This is a genomic window from Variovorax sp. AB1(2024), from assembly GCF_037482385.2.
Taxonomy (GTDB): Bacteria; Pseudomonadota; Gammaproteobacteria; order Burkholderiales; family Burkholderiaceae_C; genus Variovorax.
In genome coordinates this window covers 680,675-701,998 of the sequence record NZ_JBBHKP020000002.1, presented here as the reverse complement: position 1 = coordinate 701,998, position 21,324 = coordinate 680,675, and the positions used below count along the sequence as shown (strand labels likewise).

15 protein-coding genes are annotated in these 21,324 nt (G+C 65.7%); 7 read left to right on the top strand and 8 right to left on the bottom strand.

Going from position 1 to position 21,324, the window contains the following annotated elements:
- Window positions 1-164 precede the first annotated feature (164 nt).
- Both WIX39_RS30130 and WIX39_RS30125 read left to right on the top strand, forming a co-directional pair.
- Window positions 165-4,994 (top strand): RHS repeat-associated core domain-containing protein, encoded by a 4,830-nt coding sequence (locus WIX39_RS30130; protein WP_409196770.1) that lies wholly within the window; start codon window positions 165-167, stop codon window positions 4,992-4,994.
- Complete coding sequence (locus tag WIX39_RS30125) at window positions 4,991-5,500, top strand: hypothetical protein (protein ID WP_409196769.1); 510 nt, start codon at window positions 4,991-4,993, stop codon at window positions 5,498-5,500. Before WIX39_RS30130 ends, WIX39_RS30125 begins: the two co-directional genes overlap by 4 nt.
- Before the next feature lie 229 nt (window positions 5,501-5,729).
- Here WIX39_RS30125 and WIX39_RS30120 read toward each other — a convergent pair whose 3' ends face one another.
- The 3 genes from WIX39_RS30120 to WIX39_RS30110 all read right to left on the bottom strand — a co-directional run bounded on the left by WIX39_RS30120 (window position 5,730) and on the right by WIX39_RS30110 (window position 9,639).
- Window positions 5,730-6,434 (bottom strand): GntR family transcriptional regulator, encoded by a 705-nt coding sequence (locus WIX39_RS30120; protein ID WP_106938513.1) that lies wholly within the window; start codon window positions 6,432-6,434, stop codon window positions 5,730-5,732.
- 9 nt (window positions 6,435-6,443) lie between these two features.
- Window positions 6,444-7,790 (bottom strand): C4-dicarboxylate transporter DctA, encoded by a 1,347-nt coding sequence (locus WIX39_RS30115; RefSeq protein ID WP_409196768.1) that lies wholly within the window; start codon window positions 7,788-7,790, stop codon window positions 6,444-6,446.
- Window positions 7,791-7,944: 154 nt separating this feature from the next.
- On the bottom strand, window positions 7,945-9,639 hold the full coding sequence (locus WIX39_RS30110) for an S-layer protein (RefSeq protein WP_409196767.1): 1,695 nt from the start codon (window positions 9,637-9,639) through the stop codon (window positions 7,945-7,947).
- Between the two features lie 186 nt (window positions 9,640-9,825).
- Between WIX39_RS30110 and WIX39_RS30105 the strand changes: the two genes are divergently transcribed.
- Window positions 9,826-11,877 (top strand): putative bifunctional diguanylate cyclase/phosphodiesterase, encoded by a 2,052-nt coding sequence (locus WIX39_RS30105; protein ID WP_409196766.1) that lies wholly within the window; start codon window positions 9,826-9,828, stop codon window positions 11,875-11,877.
- Between the two features lie 26 nt (window positions 11,878-11,903).
- On the opposite strand, the gene WIX39_RS30100 is transcribed toward WIX39_RS30105, so the two are convergent.
- From WIX39_RS30100 to WIX39_RS30085, 4 genes are read right to left on the bottom strand one after another with little or no spacing between them, the layout of a single operon-like run.
- The gene (locus WIX39_RS30100) at window positions 11,904-13,130 is read right to left on the bottom strand and encodes a M20 family metallopeptidase (RefSeq protein WP_106938106.1); all 1,227 of its coding nucleotides are present in this window, start codon (window positions 13,128-13,130) and stop codon (window positions 11,904-11,906) included.
- Window positions 13,131-13,147: 17 nt separating this feature from the next.
- On the bottom strand, window positions 13,148-14,926 hold the full coding sequence (uraD, locus tag WIX39_RS30095) for a 2-oxo-4-hydroxy-4-carboxy-5-ureidoimidazoline decarboxylase (protein WP_409196765.1): 1,779 nt from the start codon (window positions 14,924-14,926) through the stop codon (window positions 13,148-13,150).
- The gene (gene puuE, locus WIX39_RS30090; RefSeq protein ID WP_409196764.1) at window positions 14,923-15,885 is read right to left on the bottom strand and encodes an allantoinase PuuE; all 963 of its coding nucleotides are present in this window, start codon (window positions 15,883-15,885) and stop codon (window positions 14,923-14,925) included. Before puuE ends, uraD begins: the two co-directional genes overlap by 4 nt.
- Window positions 15,886-15,892: 7 nt before the next feature.
- The gene (locus WIX39_RS30085; RefSeq protein ID WP_240651253.1) at window positions 15,893-16,558 is read right to left on the bottom strand and encodes a GntR family transcriptional regulator; all 666 of its coding nucleotides are present in this window, start codon (window positions 16,556-16,558) and stop codon (window positions 15,893-15,895) included.
- 101 nt (window positions 16,559-16,659) lie between these two features.
- On the opposite strand from WIX39_RS30085, the gene uraH reads away from it, so the two are divergent.
- The gene (uraH, locus tag WIX39_RS30080) at window positions 16,660-17,010 is read left to right on the top strand and encodes a hydroxyisourate hydrolase (RefSeq protein ID WP_007838349.1); all 351 of its coding nucleotides are present in this window, start codon (window positions 16,660-16,662) and stop codon (window positions 17,008-17,010) included.
- Between the two features lie 2 nt (window positions 17,011-17,012).
- Here uraH and WIX39_RS30075 read toward each other — a convergent pair whose 3' ends face one another.
- Complete coding sequence (locus tag WIX39_RS30075; RefSeq protein WP_409196763.1) at window positions 17,013-17,510, bottom strand: hypothetical protein; 498 nt, start codon at window positions 17,508-17,510, stop codon at window positions 17,013-17,015.
- A 56-nt stretch (window positions 17,511-17,566) separates the two neighbouring features.
- Here WIX39_RS30075 and xdhC point away from each other — a divergent pair, with 56 nt between their 5' ends.
- The 3 genes from xdhC to WIX39_RS30060 all read left to right on the top strand — a co-directional run bounded on the left by xdhC (window position 17,567) and on the right by WIX39_RS30060 (window position 21,215).
- Window positions 17,567-18,376, top strand: a complete 810-nt coding sequence (xdhC, locus tag WIX39_RS30070; protein WP_409196762.1) for a xanthine dehydrogenase accessory protein XdhC — start codon at window positions 17,567-17,569, stop codon at window positions 18,374-18,376.
- Window positions 18,377-18,591: 215 nt separating this feature from the next.
- The gene (locus WIX39_RS30065; RefSeq protein WP_081269343.1) at window positions 18,592-19,800 is read left to right on the top strand and encodes a urate hydroxylase PuuD; all 1,209 of its coding nucleotides are present in this window, start codon (window positions 18,592-18,594) and stop codon (window positions 19,798-19,800) included.
- 74 nt (window positions 19,801-19,874) lie between these two features.
- Window positions 19,875-21,215, top strand: coding sequence for a glycerate kinase type-2 family protein (locus WIX39_RS30060; protein WP_409196761.1), 1,341 nt, complete (start codon window positions 19,875-19,877; stop codon window positions 21,213-21,215).
- Window positions 21,216-21,324 lie beyond the last annotated feature (109 nt).

Sequence of the window (21,324 nt, the reverse complement as noted above, 5' to 3'; positions counted from 1 at the left end):
CGGATCGCTTTCTAGAATGATTTGAGGGAAGTGAAAAGAAGAGTTGGGCATGAATATCAATTTGCAATTGATATTCGTGTAGCGCGAATTGCTGTCACACGGCCAAGCCTCGTCTTTTCAATTGATTTCATGAAAAGAAAAGACGCAGTCAGGGAGACTGGACAATGGCATCAGGCGCGCCGCAGCAGCCACCATCGAGCACACAGCAAAACCAGCCTCAGCCTGCACCGACATCCGCCGCCGAGCGCGAGCCTCAGACGGCCGTTGCTCCGCTGAACACCATCGCCAAGGAAGACATCGCCGCCGCCAGCAAGGTGGTCGACGACTGGCTACGTTCGTTCACCGGCGGCTACGTCACGCTCGATCGGCTGACCATGGTGCTGGGCAGCATCCCCGTGGTGGGCAACATCATGGCGCTGGTCGATGTGTTCCTCGATATCGTCACCATTCTCGAGAAGAAGTCGACCGATGCCGTCACCAGGTTCCTGAACTGGGCCAGCCTCGGCATCAATCTCATCGGCCTGATTCCTGCGCCGCCCACCATGGCCGCAGCGCGCATGAGCCTGCGGCCCACGCTGCATCTGGTGAAGCAAGAGCTCTTGCATGGCGCCAGGAATCTTGGCGGGACGATCGTCACCACGCTGGTGGGACATCTCAATGCTTCCATCGTCGGTGAACTCGAGACCTTCATCGATGGAGCCATCGCCAGGCTGTCGGGCATTCTGGAGGCCTGCGCAGGGCTCTCCGACAGCATCCTGGACAACCTGATCGGCATTCTCCAGCGCGTGCTTGGCGGGCAAGATCTGTTCGCCGTCGCCAAGCCGGGTGCCGCGGAGGCCAGCGACTACGACCCCAAGACCCAAAGCACATGGAGCGGCATGTGGCGCCGGGCGGTGAAGTATTCCGAGGCCTCGGCCAAGCGAGCCGCCAACTACGCAGCCAGGAAGGCGGCCGGCTACCTGCCTGAAAGCGTCAGGAGCCGGGTCAACGAGGTGATCGTGAGCCTGGTCGCCTTGAAGGCGGACTTCCACAAGCAACTGACCGACCTCGCAAGCCCGGAACTGGAGGGCAGCATCATGTGGTTGCTGCGCAACCTGCTGGCCGCCGCTGCGCAGCGGAAGATTCCCCGCGCGGCAATCGTGCCGCCGGGTGCGGGTGCCGAAGCAAGAACGAACAGGCCGGACACGCGGGTCGAACACCTGCGCGTGCAGGCCCCGGTCAAGGGTGACCCCGGCTGCAAGAACTGTCCGGTTTCAGGCGCCCCGGTGCCCTCGGCAAGCAAGTTCGCCATCAGCCTTGCGACCGGCTGCGAGAGCTTGACGCATGTCGACTTCACGCTGGTTGCGCCGCTGCCCATCACCTGGGCGCGCACCTACCGAAGCAACCTTGGCGCTTTCGATGACGGCAGCCTCGGCGCGAGATGGCTCACGCCCTACTGCACTCGCGTGGACATTGCCACGCCGACTCAAGGTCCGAGGGCCGGCCAACCCAGCCTGATCCATCACGTCACAGACGGCCGCAGTCATGCCTACCCGCTGGTGGCTGTGGGTCAGAGCCACCGCGATGCCATTGAAGAAGTGACGCTCACGCGTTTGAGCGAGACGCTGTTGGCCGTGGATTTCGGCAAGCCCGCATCGGCTGGCGAGACCAGCGATTGGCGCGAGGTCTACGAACTCGTGAAGACCGTGGACCACAAGGTTTCCACGCAGGGCGCGCAGCACTTTCGTCTCGTCGCGCTGCATGCCGGCAAGGAATCCGTCATCGGCTTGCGCTACGACCACGTGATCGCAGCCACGGGTGAAGAGGTGCTGAGCGACATCATCAGCAAGCAAGGTGGGCTCACGATTGCCCATGTCGGCACGCGCCCCGATGCGCGAAGCGGATTGATCACCAGCCTTTGGGAGATCAAGGGCGGCCAGGTCGTGCGCCAGCTCGCGGCCTATGTTCACGATGCCGAAGGCGACCTCGTTTCGGCCCAGGACGAGAACAGCGAGACCTGGAACTACAGCTACCACCATCACCTCGTGACCCGATACACCGACCGCACGGGCCGCGGCATGAACCTCGAATACGACGGCACTGGCGTCGATGCCAAGGCGGTGCGCGAGTGGAGCGATGACGGAAGCTTTGCCCTCAAGCTGGAGTGGGACAGGAAAATCCGGTTGACCTATGTGACCGACGCGCTGGGCGGCGAGACCTGGTACTACTACGACATCCTCGGCTACACCTACCGGATCATCCATCCCGACAAGCGCCAGGAGTGGTTCTTTCGGGATGAAGCAAAGAACATCATCCGCCACGTGCACACCGACGGCAGCACGGACGACTTCAGCTACGACGCCGACGGCAACCTGCGGACCCACACCCGGGCCGACGGCAGCCAGGTGCACTATGCGCACGACCAGCGCGGACGCATGACGGGCTTGCGTGACGCCGAGGGCGGCGTCTGGAAACGCGACTACGACACCGATGGCAACCTCGTCGAAGAGATCGACCCGCTGGCGCACAAGACCGAATATGCCTATGACAAGGCTGGCCGGCCCGTGCGAGTTACCGATGCGAAGGGTGGCGTCAGGACACTGACCTACAACTGGGCTGGCCAGCTTGCCAGCCACACCGATTGCTCGGGCAAGACCACTCGATGGGAATACGACGGGCAGGGGCGGCTGGTCAAAGCGATCGATGCAATGGGCCAGAGCACGCGGTATCGCTATGGCGGCGCGAACGGACAGCGGCAGACCACGGCCGCAGCGAACGCCAGCCGTCCAGGCCAGCTCGAGCAGATCACCCTGCCTGATAACACCAGCGAGTATTTCGTGCACGACGCTGAGGGGCGCCTGCTCGCGCACACCGATGCACTGGGGCGCAGGACGAGCTACGACTACACACGCGCAGGTCTCGTGTCCAAGCGTACCGACGCGGCTGGCCACACGCTGAAGTACCGCTGGGATCTGCTTGGGCGTCTGAGCGAACTGCACAACGAGAACGGCAGCCGCTATGGCTTCCGCTATGACCCGGTGGGGCGGCTGCTGGAAGAAGTCGGCTTCGACCGGAGGACCACACGGTACTGCTATGAAGAGTCCACGGGCGTTCTGTCGGAAGTGGTCGAGGGCAGTCACACCACGCGACTGCAATTCGACCTGATCGGCCGCTTGATCGAGCGCGCCGCCGGTGGCGTTGCCGAGAGCTTTGCCTACGATCGGAACGGCCGGTTGGTCGAAGCCAGCAACAGCGATGCGAGGCTGCAATGGTTCTACGATCCCACGGGCAACCTCACGCGCGAGCACCAACACTACCTGGACGGTGCCTGCACCGCGGTCTGGCAGCACGTCTATGACGAGCTCAACCAGCGCGTCGCGACCATTCGCCCGGACGGTCACGTGACGCAATGGCTCACCTATGGCTCCGGCCACGCGCACGGATTGCTCATCGACGGACAAGACATCCTGGATTTCGAGCGCGACGACCTGCACCGCGAGATTGCGCGCGAGCAGGCCAACGGGCTCGTGCAGAAACAGCGCTACGACCCGGTCGGCCGATTGCTGGAGCAGCAGATATCCCAGACCAGGCATGGCGCGTTGGAGCCCGTCGGCATTCGTCGCAACTACCAATACGACGCGGCCGGCCAACTGGTCGCCATCGGCGACAGCAGACGCGGTAACCTGAGCTACCGCTATGACCCCGTCGGGCGCCTGCTCGAAGCCAACAGCCGGCTCGGACGCGAGACCTTCGCGTTCGATCCGGCGGGGAACATCGGCGACCTGTCTTCAGACCCGGATGACGCGGCGCAGCCGGTTCACCGCGGGGTGGCCGGCAAGCTGATGGACAACCTGCTGAAAGACTATGCCGGCACCCATTACAAGTGGGACGAGCGCGGCAACCTCATCGAGCGCAGCCGCAACGGCGAAAAGACGGTGTTCACCTGGGACGGCTACAACCGCATGCGAAGCGCCGAAACCTTCGGCGAAATCACGAGCTTCAGCTACGACCCGCTGGGCCGCCGCATCGCCAAGCGCGCCCGGCATGCGTGCACCTTGTTCGGCTGGGACGGCGACACGTTGGCTTTCGAGAGCACCCAGAGCATGGAAGGCTGGCAGGCGCATGCCTGGCAAGGAGACAGCGTCCACTACATCCATGCACCCGGCTCGTTCGTGCCGCTGGTACAGATCCGGCAGGCGCGCGCGGTTGCGTTGAGCCGGACGACGGATGTGAAGGCGCTGATGGCGGAGAACGGCGGGCGTTACGACATCGAACAAGACCCGCTGTGGAATGGCGAACAAAGTCGAACGCCTGCGCCGTTCGTCAAGGAAGAGATCGGTTTCTACCAGTGCGACCAACTGGGCACGCCGCAGGAGCTGACGGATCATGAGGGACGCGTGGCGTGGTCGGCGAGCTACAAGGCGTGGGGGGAGGCCAGGCAGGCGATCAGTGAGGCGGGGAGGAAAGCGGGGTTTCGGAATCCGATTCGGTTCCAGGGGCAGTATTGGGATGAAGAGACGGGGCTGCATTACAACCGGTATCGGTATTACGACCCGGTGAGCGGCCGCTATGTCAGCCATGATCCCATTCGGCTGGCTGGTGGGATCAATCTGCAAGAGTACGCATTCAATCCTCTGGAATGGATTGACCCGCTGGGTTTAGCGAAGACTGGAAAAGCCGGACGGTATCACGGACCAAAGCCCAAATATACGAACCCAGGACACCATGACACGACCTCGCCCGATTTTCGCGGTGGTAGAAAAACATCTCACCTGCCTTGTCACCATGAAGCATTGGCATCTCGTGCTGTCCCCGATGCTGAAGGACGGCATTGGTACGCCGTCGATGAAACGGGGGTTCTCCATCGCTTTGGAAACAGCAATGATGGAACCATGCATTGGAATGGTGATTCGACTCAAAATGGTGGCTTTCCTGTGCCGCCTGCAGTACAAAAAAGGCTAGAAGGCATCTTGAAAGATGGGAAATCGGTCAAATTAAGTTGCGACAGATCATGAAAAATTCAATTGAGATTTGCACAAGAAAATCTAATGACGGGCAGCGAGTTTTTGTGGATCGAATGTTGGTGTCTATAGATGATTTGACCTTTGGAAGTCCTGATGCAACTTCTCTCTCGGGTTTGATGGTGGGTGCAATAGATTGCCTGACCTTGAATATAGAAAAACAAAAGTCAAATACTGATTTTGTTCAAGAGATCCTTGATAAAAAAATAACTCCAGAATATTTTTTTCAACTGTTGCACGATGCTTGCTGGATAACAGGTGATTGGCCGGAAAATTGTAGCGATAGTCTAGTGGCGCCTTCCGTATATTTCGGTCTTCCATTCGGCACCGAGATATTTGATGCCGATGAGGCTTATTTTGTCGTTGTTAGCTCGATGGAGGGGGTGCTGCTCGCCCGCAAGAAAAACAATAATGAATATGTCATGTTGAAAATTTGCGTGAATGACTATGTTTCTATTTGGGAGCATGCCAAGGCCGAAATTATTTCATCCGCGATCTGAAAAGCTCCAAATCCCAGGTGCAGTTCAACTTGATGATGTCCACGCAAGTCAGGCTATTTGCTTGCGTTCTACGAGAAATCGGCGTGGTGTGAGCTATAGACTTCGACTCGGATATGCAGTGATCGATGTTGTCAGACCGCACAGCATTGACGTCAAGCAACAAAAATCCAAATCTGCAGGTTCAGTAGCGCGAACTCCTACACCGACGGCATAGTGCTTGGTGCGCCCTTCAGCGCCGCGCCCGCGGCAGCGCCACCGGCGCCAGCGTAGCCTTCAGCCTGCTCGTTGCATCCGGCTCCGCCGCAGCGTCGACTTCCAGCGCCCGCTCGACATTGCCGATGTGGTCCAGCATCAAGCGGCGCGCCTGGTCCGTATCGCCCGCTTCGAGCGCGGCGACGATCGCGCCATGCTCCGCGCACGACTGCCCCGCCTCGTGCTTCGACTGGTAGAGCGTGGCCGCGAGCGTGGTACGCGCCGTGAGGTCGCGCAGCACGTCGACCAGCAACTGATGCCCCATCTGCTCGGCCAGGCACACGTGGAAGTCGGCCAGCAGGAAGGCGCGGGTGGCGGCGTCGGCGCCTTCGATGGCGCGCTGCTCGTCGGCGATGTGGTCGCGCAGTTTGCGGATCACCTTGCCCAGCGGGCGGCCCTCGCTCGCGGCCAGGATGCCGGCCTCGACGATGCGGCGTGCCGAGAAGGCGTCGCGCGCCTCTTCGGCCGAAGGCTCCACCACATACCAGCCGCGGCGCGACTGCACCTCGACGAAGCCGCGCGCCTGCAGCTGCATCAGCGCCTCGCGCACCATGGTGCGGCTCACCGAGAAGTTCTCCGCAAGCGCCTGCTCGCCCAGCCGCTCGCCCGGCGCAAGCTTCTGCGCGAGGATGGCCTCGACCACGCGCTCGGCGATGGCGGTGGGGCTGACGTCGGTGGGCATGTGGCTCACTCAGTGTGCGGGGGTGGTGGTGGCGGTGCCTGTGTTTGCCACGGGCGCGGCCGCTGCCGGCGGCTCGCCATCCAGGGCTTCGGGGGCGTAGTTGCCGTCGAGCACCGCGTGCGCGCGTTCGCGGTCGATGTCGCCTTCCCAGGCCGCGATGGCCACAGTTGCCACGCAGTTGCCGATCAGGTTGCCCAGCGCGCGGGCAATGCCCATGAACCAGTCCACCGACAGCACCAGCACCAGCCCGATGGCGGGAATGGCCGGAATCGCATGCAGCGTGGCGGCCAGCACCACGATGGCAGAGCCCGGCACGCCGTGCGCGCCCTTCGACGTAACCAGTGCGATTGCCAGGATCGTCATCAGGTCGGCCATCGAGATCGGCGTGTTGGTGGCCTGCGCGATGAACACCGCGGCCAGCGTGATGTAGATCGAGAAGGCATCGAGGTTGAACGAATAGCCGGTGGGAATCACCAGCCCGACCGTCGAATCGCGGATGCCCATGCGGCGCAGCTTGGCCATGACCTGCGGCAGCACGCTGTCCGACGAGGTGGTGGCGAACACGATGGTGAGCTCTTCGCGCAGGTAGCGCAGCAGCTTGATCAGGCTGAAGCCAGACATGCGCATCACCAGCCCGAGCACCACGAACACGAAGACCAGCACCGCGCCGTAGAAAAGAGCCACCAGCATGCCGAGCTGCTTGAGCGAGCCGATGCCGTACTGTCCCACCGTGAACGCGATGGCACCCAGCACGCCCAGCGGCGCCAGCTTGATGATGATTCCCATGATCTTGAACAGCACCAGCGAGAGCGCATCGACCACCACCGCCACCGGCTTGCCGCGATCGCCCAGCAGCGTGAGCGCGCAGCCGAACAGCACCGCGAACAGCAGCACCTGCAGCACGTCGCCGGTGGCGAAGGCGTTGACCACCGTGGTCGGAATGAGCTTCATCAGGAACTCGACCGTGCCGCCGCTCGTGAGCTTGTCGGCGTTCGAGGCGTAGGCGCTCATGGCGGCCGGGTCGAGTTTCGACGGGTCGACGTTCATGCCGGCGCCGGGCTGGAACACGAAAGCCAGCACCAGGCCCATCGCCAGCGCGATGGTGGTCAGCACTTCGAAGTAGATGAGCGACTTCACGCCCACCCGGCCCACGCGCTTGAGGTCTCCCGCGCCGGCAATGCCATGCACCACCACGCAGAACACCAGCACCGGGATGATCATCTTGATCAGCTTGATGAACCCGTCACCCAGCGGCTTGAGCTTGACGGCGTACTCCGGGGCAAGGAGCCCCGCAAGCACGCCAAGAACCAGCGCGATGACCACCTGACCGAAAAGCGATTTGGCGAAGCGAGGCATGGAGTCTCCTGTCTGTCTTGTCGAGGTTTTGCATGCAAGCAATGCCTTTTCTTGCATACAAGAAATGTAGGCAAGAAGACTTTAGGAGGGTCAGAGGGTTATCCCGGGAGGGGAGAACCGAAGGCGGCGCCAGTGGCGCCGCGTCGTCGCGCGCCTACTGCGCCGCCACCTTCACGAACACCGGGTTCGAGTAGAACCACAGATCCGCGTAGTTGCGCGCATTGATGGCGTTGAAGCGCGCGACGTTGTCGGTCACCACCACCTTGGCGTCGGGCAGCGGTTCGCCTGCGGCCGTCTCGCCCGGCACGTCGGTGCCCAGGTTGGTGCCGCGCAGGCGGAAGTACTGGTTGTTGCCGGCCTTCACGGTGTAGCTCACGGCGAAATAGCCGTCGGCGTCCAGCTTCCAGTCGTTGCGGGTGAAGCGCTTGAGCACGCGGGTCGACGTGTTGGTGTCGCGCGAGTAGCCCGGCGTGCCCGGCTTCTCGAGCCCGGTCACGTCGCCGGCGATCAGGTCGATGTGGTCGACCGCCGGCTTCACGTTGGCGAAGACGCCGCTGCCGAGCTGGTATTCGAAGTTGTTGCGCTCGGGGCTCTTGAAGCGGATGGTGATCTTCAAATCTTCGCCGGCCTTGGCCGCCACTTCGGAGCCCATCTCGCCCGCGCCCTTGGCGCTTTGCACCTTGAAGTCGAGTGCGTTGATGAGGTCACCGTTCACCGCGAAGAGCTTGCCCGAGCGCATGGCCGCGAGCAGCGACTTCGGGTCCTTGATGTCGCCCCACAGGTGGTTCTTGGCGTATTCGCCCGGTGCGTAGCCGCTGCTGTACTGGCCCTGGGAGATGGTGAAGTGGTAGTCGGAGTCCGCCACGTTCCAGATGTGGCGGCCTTCGGACAGCAGCGCGTCCCAGGTGCCGCCGAGCTTGGCGACGAGGTAGTCGACACCGCCGTAGACGCGCGATGGCAGATTGGCCGGAATGTAGTCGCTGGTGTAGCCGCCGCGGTCGGGCTCCATCTGGTTGCCGACCATGCCTTCGAGCGAGAACACGATGTTCGGCGCGAGGTCGTTCATTTCACGAAGCTGCGCGATCGTGTATTTGCCGGGATTGCGCGACGGATGGTTGATCTGCAGGTAGCTGGTGTCGGGGTAGTTGCTCTTCAGCCACGAGATGGCGGCCAGCGTCTCCGCGTGGGTGTTGTAGCCGGTGCCGGCCTTCGGACCCCAGGCCGCCACGTCTTCCGGCGCGAAGGCCGAGGCGGGGCGGTTGGTGAAGAGGTACTCGAACTGGTTCGCGGCCTTCAGTGCGGTGGCCGACATCGGGTTGTCCGTCAGCAGCCCGACGTTGCCGTGGTCGTGGGAGGGCATGTCCCACTCGAAGGACGCGAAGATCGTCTTGTCCGCGTACTTGCCTGCGGCCTGCAATGCCTTGATGCGCGGCACCTGGTACTTGGCCATGCCCTCCGAGAACGGGATCGCCGTCGCCAGCTTGTTGCCGTCGTTGTCGTAGGAAGACATGCGCAAGTGGTCGGACAGCGCAGCCCAGTCGAGCCCGAAGCGGTCGAATGCCTGGGCGAGCACCTGGTCGAGCTTGTTGACCTGCTGTGCGTCGTCCGACTGCATCGTGTGGATGTGCAGGTCGCCGATGGTCCAGCGGCCTGTGGGTCCGGCTGCCGGGGCTGGGGCCGGTGCAGGGGCGGGGGCGGGCGCCGGAGCCGGCGCGGTGGCCGTCGGCAGCGGCACGAAACCCGGAGCATCGGAGCCGCCGCCGCAGCCGGCCAGCATCAGCGTGCCAATGGCGAGGGTGGAAAAGAGCGTGCGCCGGAAGGGGGGAGCAATCGAAAAACGGTAGGACATGGCGTTCTGAAAAGATGACAGGCGTGTTGAACACGTTGACCCAAAAGGGCTACGGAGTCTCGGAGCCAGCCATGACGCCTCGATGAAAGAGAAACGAAAGTTCGTTGTTCCCGCACCCCAAATTCGCGAGAACAAGGCCTTCGCTGGCCGCACGGTCGTTCGCGCTCTATAAACTCGACCCCTTCCATGAATCTCAGCGCGCCTCTCCCCACGCTCACCGCTTCCGTCGATGCTGAGTTGCTCTCGCGCATGGTGCGGGCCGACCAGCTGGTGATGGTGCGCCGCAGCGTGCTCGCCGCGATTCCGATCAACATCGTGCTGAGCTTCACCGCGACCCTGGTGGCACTCAACTCCGGCCGCGCGTTCGAGGGGCTGTGCTGGCTGATGCTGTCGCTCGCGGTGAACGGGCTGCGCAGCTATGTCAGCCGCTGGCCGTTCGCGCCGTCGCGCGGCGTGCTGCTGGACGGCAGCGTGGCAACCTCGCCCAAGGGGCGGCCTGTCGAATGGCACCTGCGGCTGGCCGCGGTGCTGGCCGGGGTCTCGGGCCTGGTCTGGGCGCTCATTCCGCTGCTGTGCAACGGCTACTCATCGCCGCAGGCGGTGTTCTATCTGACGGTGGTGTGCGGCATCTGCGCGGGCTCCGTGACCTACGGCACGGCCTTCGCGTTCGTGCCGATCAGCTTCATCACGCCGGCGTTGCTGTCGGTGGCGGGGTGCCTGGTGTACTGGGGCGGCTTCGACAACTTGAGCCTGGCTGCGATGGTGCTGCTGTACCTCGGGGCGCTGGTGCGCAGCGCGGTGCACAGCGAGCGCACCTTCCGCGAGGGCAGCCGGCTGCGCAACGAGGCCACCGCGATGGCGGAGCAGCTGCGCCAGGTGCACGCGCTGTCGATGGACGCGACGCAGCAGCTCTCGTTCCGCGCCTCGCACGACTCGCTGACCGGGCTGCTCAACCGCGAAGGCTTCACCGAGGCGGCGACGCTGCACATCGTCTCGTCCCGCGGCCAGCAGCACTGCCTGTTGCTGCTCGACCTGGACGGCTTCAAGGCGGTCAACGACGCCTTCGGCCACAAGGTCGGCGACCGCGTGCTGCAGGACGTGGCCGGCTGGCTGCAGCGCGAGCTCACCGACCTGCGCGCGGTGCTGAGCCGCTGGGGCGGCGACGAGTTCGCGGTGCTCTACAGCCTCCAGGGCACCCGCCAGGCGCCCGCGGCCATCGCGCAGGCGCTGATCCGCTCGATATCGTTCGCCACCGCGCACTACGGCGGCCACCTGGGCGTGAGCATCGGCATCTCGGTGTCGGGCGACGCCGAAATCGCCGACATGATCAGCTTTGCCGACGAGGCGCTCTACGAGGCCAAGCGCACCGGGCGCAACCGCTACCAGTTCTTCGACGCCCCCCTCAACCTGCGGCTGGGCACGCGCAGGGACGTGGAGCGCGACCTGCTCAACGCCATCGAAGCGCGCGCCATCGGCGTCTGGTACCAGCCGATCATGGGCTGCGACGGCAAGCACATCCACAGCCTGGAGGCGCTGATGCGCTGGCACCATCCGCGCCACGGCCACATCGCGCCGGAGGAAGTGATCTTCGCTGCCGCCAACACCGGCGTCGCGGAGCCGCTGCTGCGCCACCTGGTCGACGAGGTCTGCCGGGCGATGCGCCAGCTCGAGGCCTCGGGCTCGGTGCTGGCGAACGTGCCGATCGCCATCAACGTGTCGCCGCGCGAGATGGCGCAGCTCGCGGTCGACGACATCGTGCTCGGCATGCTGAAGACGCGCGGCATCGCGCCGACCCGGCTGCAGATCGAGATCACCGAAGAGGTGGCGCTCGACACCCACGCGACGCGCAGCCGCCTCAGCGCCCTGTCGGCCGCCGGCGTGGCGATCGTGGTGGACGACTTCGGCGTGGGCTATTCATCGCTGGCGTCGCTGCGCAGCGAATACGTGCGGCAGGTCAAGATCGACCGCAGCTTCATCCTGGGGCTGGCGGCGTCGCCGGGCAACGTGGTGCTGGTCGATTCCATCGTGCAGCTGGGCCGCTCGCTGAACATCCAGGTCGTGGCCGAGGGCGTGGAAACGCAGGAAGAACTCGATGTCCTGCGCACGCTGGGCTGCACGCTGGTGCAGGGCTACCACCTGGCACGGCCGGCGCCCCTGCCCAACATGACGGCGTGGGCCGAGGCCCGGACCGGGGCGGCCGCGGTGATCTCCCCCATGTCGGGCGCCAGGCCGGCCTGAGCAGGCAGGCCGCGCGCCCGGAGCGCTCAGGCCAGCAGGTCGCTGAGCGTGCGCGCGATCACCTTGGTGGCGCGGCGCAGGTCTTCGAGCACCACGCGCTCGTCGCTGCGCTTGGCGTGCGACTCGAGCACGGTGCGCGGCCCGGCCCCGTAGATCACGCCCGGAATGCCGGCCTCGACGTACAGGCGCACGTCGGTGTACAGCGGCGTACCCATGGCCTTGATCGGCTCGCCGAACACGTCCTGGCCGTGCTTCTGGATCGCGTCGACCAGCGGCTTGTTGCCGGCCAGCGGCTTCATCGAGTTGGCCAGCAGCAGGCGCTTGATCTCGACCGTGATGCCGGCGCTCTCGGCCGCGGCATCGGCGATCACCTTGCGGATGGTGGCTTCGACCTCGGCCGGGTTCTCCTCGGGGATCATGCGGCGGTCGAGCTTGAACACCACCTTGCCGGGAACGACGTTGGTGTTGGTGCCGCCTTCGATGCGGCCCACGTTCAGGTACGGGTGCGTGATGCCCTCGACCTTCGACGTGACCTGCTGGTAGAGCGTGTTCTGCGCATACAGCGCGTTGAGGATCTTCACCGCGCCCTGCAGCGCGTCGATGCCGGTGGCCGGCACGGCGGCGTGGGCCATCTTGCCGTGCACCGTCACTTCCATCTGCAGGCAGCCGTTGTGGGCGGTGACCACCTCGTAGCTGAAGCCGGCCGCGATCATCAGGTCGGGCTTGGTCAGGCCCTTGTCGAGCAGCCAGCCCGGGCCGAGGATGCCGCCGAATTCCTCGTCGTAGGTGAAGTGCAGCTCGACGCTGCCCTTGGCGGGCCTGGCGACGGCTTCGAGCGCGCGCAGCGCGAAGGTGAAGCTCGCGAAATCGCTCTTGCTGACGGCGGCGGCGCGGCCGTAGAGGCTGCCGTCGACGATCTCGCCGCCGTACGGGTCGTGCGTCCAGCCTTCGCCCGGGGGCACCACGTCGCCGTGGGCATTGAGCGCGACCGTCAGGCCGTCGTTGCCGTACTTGCGGCGCACGATCAGGTTGGTGATCGATTCGAGGCCGTAGTCCTTCACGTCCTGCGCGGGCACGGCGTGCTTCTCGGCGTCGAGGCCGAAGTCCTTCAGCAGCTCGGCGGTGCGGTCGGCGTGCGGCGCGTTGTTGCCCGGCGGCGTGTCGGTGGGCACCTGCACCAGTTGCTGCAGGAACTTCACTTCCTCGTCGAAGTGGGCGTCGATCCAGGCGTCGAGCTTTGCGTAGTCGGTCATGGTTGTTCTTCTGTGAATCAGTGGGCTTGTTCGGCGGCCAGGTTGTCCAGCAGCAGCTGGAAGGCCTGCACCGCGAGCTGGATGTCGTCGTTGGTGCTCGATTCGAGCGGGTTGTGGCTGATGCCCGAGTTGATGCCGCGCACGAAGAGCATGGCCTGCGGCATCACCTCGTGCAGCTTCATGGCGTCGTGGCCGGCGCCGCTGGGCATGCGAAAGAGCGGAATGCCGAGTGCGTCGACCGCCTTTTCCCAACGCTGCTGCCAGGCCGGCGCGCTGGGGGCGGCGGCGGCGCGCATCGTCTCTTCGAGCTCGAAGCGCACGCCGCGTCGCTCGCAGATGTCTTTCAGCGCGTTGACCACGTCGGTGGCCAATGCATCGCGCTGTTCGTTGTTGGGCGCGCGCAGGTCGAGGCTGAACTTGCAGCGGCCCGGCACCACGTTGATGGAGCCGCTCGGCACTTCGAGCATGCCGACGGTGCCGACCGAGTCGCCGTCTCTGGCGGCGCGCTGCTCTGTGTAGAGGATCAGCTCGGCAACGGCGGCCGCGGCGTCTCGGCGGCGGTCCATGGGCGTGGTGCCGGCGTGGCTGGCCATGCCGATGACCTCGCCCACGTAGCGCACGCTGCCGTTGATGGAGGTGACGATGCCCAGCGGCAGGTCGAGCTCGGTGAGCACCGGGCCCTGTTCGATGTGCACCTCGACGAAGCCGAGGTAGCGCGCCGGGTCGCGCTGGATCTTCGGGATGTCTTCCTGCTTCAGGCCCGCGTGCTGCATGGCTTCGCGCATGGTGACGCCGTCGGCGTCCTTCTGGTCGAGCCAGCGCGGGTCGAAGTGGCCGATGAGCGCGCCCGAGCCCAGGAAGGTCGCCTTGTAGCGCTGGCCTTCCTCTTCGGCGAAGCCCACCACCTCGAAGGCGAAGGGCAGGCGCTTGTTCTGCCGCTTGAGTTCGCGAACGCAGGCGATCGGCACGAAGATGCCGAGGCGGCCGTCGTACTTGCCGCCGTTGCGCACGGTGTCGTAGTGCGAGCCGGTGAGCAGCGTCTTTGCGTCGGGCGTCGTACCTTCATAGCGGCCCACCACGTTGCCCACGGCATCGATGTGCACCGAATCGAAACCCACGTCGCGCATCAGCGCGCTGATCTGCGCGGCGCAGGCGCGGTGCGCGTCGGTCAGGTAGGTGACGGTGAGCTGGCCCTTCTCGGCGTAGCCGGGGTCGGTGTGCACCGAGAGCTGCTCCTGCCAGTCCCACACATCGTTGCCGAGCGTGATGTCGGCGGCGAACTTGTCGTTCAGCCGGATCTCGGCGATGCGGTGGATGTTGCGCAGTGCCTCGCCCAGTTCGAACGACGGGTGGTTGTGCAGCCGGCGCTCGAAGGTCTCGATGATCTCGCGCTTGGCCAGCCCGGTGCCGCGCGGTCCGCGCACGGCCAGGATGAACGGGAAGCCGAACTTGGCGTTGTAGTCGGCGTTGAGCTGCTGGATCTTCGCGAACTCCTCGGGCGTGCAGTCGGTCAGGCCGGCCTTGCTCTGCTCGTTGGTCGACTCGGCCGTCAGCGTCTTGCTGACCATGGCCTTGCCCGCCAGCTCCGGGTGGGCGCGGATCAGGCCGATCTGTTCGTCGGCCGACGATTCGGCCAGCGCGCGCACCAGCGCATGCTTGAGGTGCGCGAGCGAGCGGAACGGGCGGGCGGCCAGCGCGCGCTGCGCGATCCAGGGCGAATGCTCGTAGATGCCGTCGAGCAGCGCGACGGCTGCGGCCGGCACCGCGGCATTGAGTTGGGCGATGGTGAGGCTCACGATGCGGCTCCTGCTTCGAAGGGCTGCGCCTGCTTCCAGTGGCGCGCGATGTCGACGCGGCGGCAGACCCACACCTTGTCGTGCCGTGCGATGTGGTCCAGGAAGCGCTGCAGCGCGGTGATGCGCCCGGGCCGACCGAGCAGGCGGCAGTGCATGCCGATGCTCATCATCTTCGGGCTGTTGTCGCCGGCGGGGTCGCCCTCGGCGTAGAGCGCGTCGAAGGTGTCCTTCATGTACTTGAAGAACGGATCGGCATGCGAGTAGCCCTGCGGCAGCGCGAAGCGCATGTCGTTGCAGTCGAGCGTGTAGGGCACGATGAGCTGCGGCACCACCGTGCCGTCGGTCTTGCGCACTTTCATCCAGAAGGGCAGGTCGTCGCCGTAGTAGTCGCTGTCGTACTCGAAGCCGCCGTAGTCGGCCACGAGGCGGCGCGTGCGCGGGCTGTCGCGGCCGGTGTACCAGCCCAGGGCGCGTTCGCCGGTGAGCTTCTCGATGGCTTCCATGCCCAGGCGCATGTGTTCGCGCTCGGTGGCTTCGTCGAGGTTCTGGTAGTGGATCCAGCGCCAGCCGTGGCAGGCGATTTCATGGCCCAGTTCCTTGAAGGCGGCCGTCAGCTCCGGGTAGCGCTCGAGCGCCATGCCCACGCCGAACACGGTGAGCGGCAGGCCGCGTTTCTCGAACTCGCGCAGGATGCGCCAGACGCCGGCGCGCGAGCCGTATTCGTAGATGCCCTCCATGCTGATGTGCCGGTCGGGAAAGCTCGCCGGGTTGAACATCTCGGAGAGGAACTGCTCGGAGCCCGCGTCGCCGTGCAGCGTGGCGTTCTCGCCGCCTTCTTCGTAGTTCAGCACGAACTGCACCGCGACGCGCGCGCCGCCGGGCCACTGCGCGTGGGGCGGGTTGCGGCCGTAGCCGACGAGGTCGCGGGGGTAGGGCAGGGTGGAGTCGTAGACGGTCATAGGCTTTTCAGGACAGCGCCAGCGAGATGTCGTTGGTCGGGACCTTGCGGTCGAAGGTCAGGTTGGCCTCGACGTGCTCGAGGTGTTCGGTCATGAGGCGCACGGCGCGTTCTTCATCGCGCGCGGCCAGTGCCTTCACGATGTCGGCGTGCTCGTCGTTGGAGTGCTCGGCCGCGCTGGTGCTCTGGTACATCAGCGTGATGAGGGCGCAGCGCGAGATCAGCTCGCCGAGGATCTGCGCCAGCACCTGGTTGCCCATGAGCTCGGCCATGCGCACGTGGAAGTCGCCGAGCAGCTCGGTGCGCCCGGAGATGTCTTCGCCCGATACCGCGGATTTCTCGAGCGCCACATGCTCCTTCAGCGCCTTGATCTTGGCGGGCGTGACGGTGCGCACGAACTCGCGCGTCATCTCGGCCTCGAGCATGCGGCGCACGGCGAACACCTGCTTGGCTTCGTCGACGGCGGGCGCGGCCACGAAGGCGCCCCGCGCGGGCTCCAGGCGGATGAGCTTGTTCTGCGACAGCTGGAACAGGGCCTGCCGCACCAGCGTGCGCGACACGCCGAAGTGATCGGCCAGCTTCTGCTCGGCCAGCTTGGTGCCGGGCTGAAGCCGGTGCTCGACGATGGCCTTGGTGAGCGCATCGACGATCGAACGGGTGGTGGAGGACTCCATGTTTTTCATGATAGACCCAAAGCCGCGAACTGTATACACTTTTGTCCACCGGAATATCCCGCACCCACCGATCCAACCTTCGGACTTTCAAGGAGCGCCCCATGGGCCTGAGCACTCACGTACTGGACACGATGCATGGCGGCCCCGCCGCGGGCATGGAGGTGGCGCTGTACACCACCGACGGCGACGCCGCCACGCTGGTCAAGCGCTTCACGCTGAATTCGGACGGCCGCAGCGACGGGCCGCTGTACGACAACAACTCGTTGAAGGCCGGCACCTACCGGCTGGTGTTCGACGTGGCGGGCTACTTCAAGGCCCGCGGCGTCAAGCTGCCGGAGCCCAATTTCCTGAACAAGGTGTCGCTGGACTTCGGCGTGGCGCACACCGACCAGCACTACCACGTGCCCCTGCTGGTAAGCCCGTGGAGCTACTCCACGTACCGCGGCTCCTGAGGTCAGTCCCCTTGCTGCTGGCCTTCCGTCAGGGTGTCGAGTTGAAAGCGGCCGCTTTCGTCCCACAGCCAGGTGTCCGTCCAGGTCACGGCGCCCAGGCGGGTGGCCGGCGGGAAGGGCGAGGCCTTCAGCACCGTGCGCTCGATCTCGGCGATCACCTCGGGTGCGTGCTTGGGCGCGCGCAGCCAGCGCATCGAACGCACCTTGCCGCCCGTGTCGAGGTTCACTTCCAGCGTGCCCACGGCATAGAGCACCGGCGGCAGCTGGCCCTTGTAGATGCGCGAGCGGTTGGCGTCGTAGATGTGGCGGGCGGCGTCGCGGCGGTAGTCGCGCGCGCTGGCCGCGTTCGATGCGCGCGGCACCGGGCCGGAACCCACGTCGCCGCTGGCGCCGCTCAACTGGCCGGGCACCGACCCGGTGGAGCCGCAGCCGGCGAGCCAGAGGGCCGGAAGAAGGGAGGCTGCGAGCGCGAGGCGTCGGGGCGTAAGCTGGCGATTCATCGCCGGGTTTATACCGTGACTCTCCACGGGCCGGGCAACCGGAGGTATCCATCACCATGAGCGGTGCGGTCGACCAATTGCTGGCGCGTCTTCGCCAGGAAGACGGCGTGCTGGTGCGCGTCGAGTCCACGCAGGGCTCGGCGCCGCGCGAGGCCGGCACCTGGATGGCGGTGTGGGCCGACGGGCTCACGGCCACCATCGGCGGCGGCCAGCTCGAATTCCAGGCCACGAAAGAAGCGCGCGAGTTGCTCGCGGGCCTGCGCGCGCCGTTCGACGGCATCCAGCGCTACCCGCTGGGTCCCAGCCTGGGGCAGTGCTGCGGCGGCGTGATGTTCCTGTCGTACCGGCGAATCACCGCGGCCGATGCGCCCGTGCTGCAGCGCGAACTGGTCGCGCAGCTCAAGCCCGTGGCGCTGTTCGGCGGCGGGCACGTCGGCGCCGCCCTGGCGCGCCTGCTGGCCGCACTGCCGTTTTCGGTGCGCTGGATCGACAGCCGCGACGGCGTGTTCCCGGACGAACTCCCCGCGCAGATCGACACCGAGCATTCCGAGCCGGTGCAGGACGCCGTGGCAGCGCTCGCGCCTGGCAGCCGCGTGCTGATCATGAGCTTCAGCCATGCCGAAGACCTCGACATCGTCATCGCCTGCCTCAGGCGCCTGCGCGAGCGCGACGACCTGCCTTACATCGGCCTGATCGGCAGCAAGACCAAGTGGGCCACCTTCAGCCACCGGCTCGAAGCGCGCGGCTTCACGGCGCAAGAGCTGGCCCGCATCACCTGCCCCATCGGCGTGCCCGGCATCACCGGCAAGGAGCCCGAGGTGATCGCCGTGGCAGTGGCGGCACAGTTGTTGCAATCGCTGGACTGAACAGGGTTTTCCCGGCGGTGGCGCCCCAAAAAAAGCATCCCGCCCTTTGCCAAAACTGTATACACTTTCGGTCGACAACAAGCCGCAGCGGAGCGAGGCCCATTCCATGGAGCCTGCGTTCGCGGCACTTTCTCTGCTTACAGCGCCCGCGGTGGTGAGCAGGCTGAAACCCCTTTGCGGCGTCCCTACGCGCGCACAGGGTTGAGAGAGAGCACATGGAAAGCTACTACCTCGACTGGGCCAACCTGCTGCTGCGCTGGGTCCACGTCATCACCGCCATCGCCTGGATCGGCGCCTCCTTCTACTTCGTGATGCTGGACAACAGCCTCGAGAAGCCGCAAGACCAGGAATCGCTCGACAAGGGCGTGGGCGGTGAACAGTGGGCGGTGCACGGCGGCGGCTTCTACAACATGCAGAAGTACGCGCTGGCGCCCAAGAAGCTGCCGGACCACCTGCACTGGTCGTACTGGGAGAGCTATTCGACCTGGATCACGGGTTTCTCGCTGTTCACCATGTCGTACCTGTGGAACGCGAGCACCTATCTCATCGACAAGTCGAAGATGGACTGGCAGCCCGGCGCCGCCATTGCCGTGGCGCTGGCCTTCTTCGTCGTGTTCTGGATGGTCTACGACGGCATCTGCCAGATCTTCGGGCGCCGCAAGCACGGCGACACCATCGTCGGCGTGCTGATCGCCATCTTCATCGCCTTCGCGACCTGGCTGGCGTGCCACTGGTTTGCGGGCCGCGCGGCCTTCCTGCTGGTGGGCGCCATGATGGCGACGACCATGAGCGGCAACGTGTTCTTCTGGATCATTCCCGGCCAGCGCAAGAACGTGGCGGCACTGCGCGAAGGCAAGCCGGTGGACCCGGTGCACGGCCAGCGCGGCAAGCAGCGCAGCGTGCACAACACCTACTTCACGCTGCCGGTGCTGTTCGCGATGCTGAGCAACCACTACAGCTTCACCTACACGCACAAGTACAACTGGATCGTGCTGCTGCTCATCATGCTGGGCGGCGCGGCGATTCGCCAGTTCTTCGTGGTGCGTCACCGCTTCAAGCTGGGCAATGCGGGCAACCCGCTGCCCTATGCGATGGTCGGCATCGTGGTGCTGGGCCTGACCATCGTCTGGATGAAGCCGGAGCCGGTGGCTGCGCCGGTCGTCTCCGCCGCGGCGCCCGCCGTGCCTTTCTCCGACGTGCAGAAGGTGCTGGAGCAGCGCTGCTTCATGTGCCACGGCCCCGCCGTGCAGATGAAGAACGTGCGGGTCGACTCCCCCGAGCAGGTGGCGGCGCACGCGCAGGCCATCTACCAGCAGGTGGTGGTGACCAAGATCATGCCGATGAACAACGCGACCGGCATCACCGACGAGGAACGCGCGCTCATCAGCCGGTGGTTCCAGGCCGGCGCGAAGACGACCAACTAGGCATCCCGAAAAAACTGACCGGCAGGGGCGGGGCCTGGTCCGCAGCACAATTGCCGGTCTGGAGACAAACCGCAATGACCGCTTCGAATCCGTCCTTGGCCCCCGCCCCCGATCCACGCAAAGACCCGCGCGCCTTCCTCGAACATCTCTACCGCGTGGCGGTGGACCGCGCGCTGCCGTTGTCCACGCTCGGCCCCCATCTGCCGCCGCCGCCCAAGGGCCGCACGCTGGTGCTGGGCTGCGGCAAGGCGGGCGGCTCGATGGTGCAGGCGCTCGAAGCCCTGTGGCCGGCCGACGCGCCGCTGTCGGGGCTGGTCGTCACGCGCTACGACCATATCCCGCCGCGGCCCGAGGGCCTGCCGCAGCGCATCGAACTGGTCGAGGCCGCGCACCCGGTGCCTGACGAGGCCGGCCTGCGGGCGGCCGAGCGCATCCTCGAACTCACCAAGGGCCTCACGGCCGACGACCTGGTGCTGTGCCTGATCTCGGGTGGCGGCTCGTCGCTGCTGGTGCTGCCGGCCGAAGGCCTGACGCTGGCCGACAAGCAGCGCATCAACACGCAATTGCTCGAGAGCGGCGCGAGCATCGGCGAGATGAACTGCGTGCGCAAGCACCTCTCCCGCATCAAGGGCGGCCGGCTGGCCGCGGCCTGCGCGCCTGCGCGTGTCGTCACCCTCACCATCAGCGACGTGCCCGGCGACGATCCGGCCATCATCGCCAGCGGACCGACCGTGCCCGACGCCACCACCTGCGCCGACGCGCTCGCCATCCTCGAGCGCTATGCCATCGATGTGCCCGCGCCGGTGCGCGCGCAGCTCGAAAGCGGTGCGCTCGAAACGCCCAAGCCGAACGATCCGGTGTTCGAGGGCCACCAGACGCATGTGATCGCCACGCCCCAGCAGTCGCTCGAAGCGGCCGCCCGGGTGGTGCGCGCCGCCGGCCTCGAGGCGCACATCCTCAGCGACGAAATGGAAGGCGAGTCTCGCGAGGTCGGCAAGGTGCATGCCGCGCTTGCGCGCGCGGTGGCGCTTCGCGGCGAGCCCTTCGCCAGGCCCTGCGTCATTCTGTCGGGTGGCGAGACCACGGTGACGATCCGGCCCCGCAAGCCCGGCCAGGCCAAGGGCCGGGGCGGGCGCGGCGGCGAGTTCTGCATGGGCCTGGCCGGCGCGCTCATGGGCCAGCCGGGCGTCTGGGCGCTGGCGGGCGACACCGACGGCATCGACGGCATGGAAGACAACGCCGGCACCTTCGTCACGCCCGACACGCTGGCGCGCGCGGCCGCCAAGGGCATGAAGCTGTCGGACCACATGGACCGCAACGACGCCTACACCTACTTCGGCGCCATCGGCGACCTGCTGATCACTGGGCCATCGCACACCAACGTCAACGACTTCCGCGCGCTGCTGGTGTTGTAACGGGGCTGTTCGCCCGGCGCGGGCGGGCTTTGTGAACTCGGGTTAATCTACGCGTTCCGGCGGCCGTTGCTGCCGTCGTCGCCAGCGCACCCTTCGGGGTGCCGCGTCG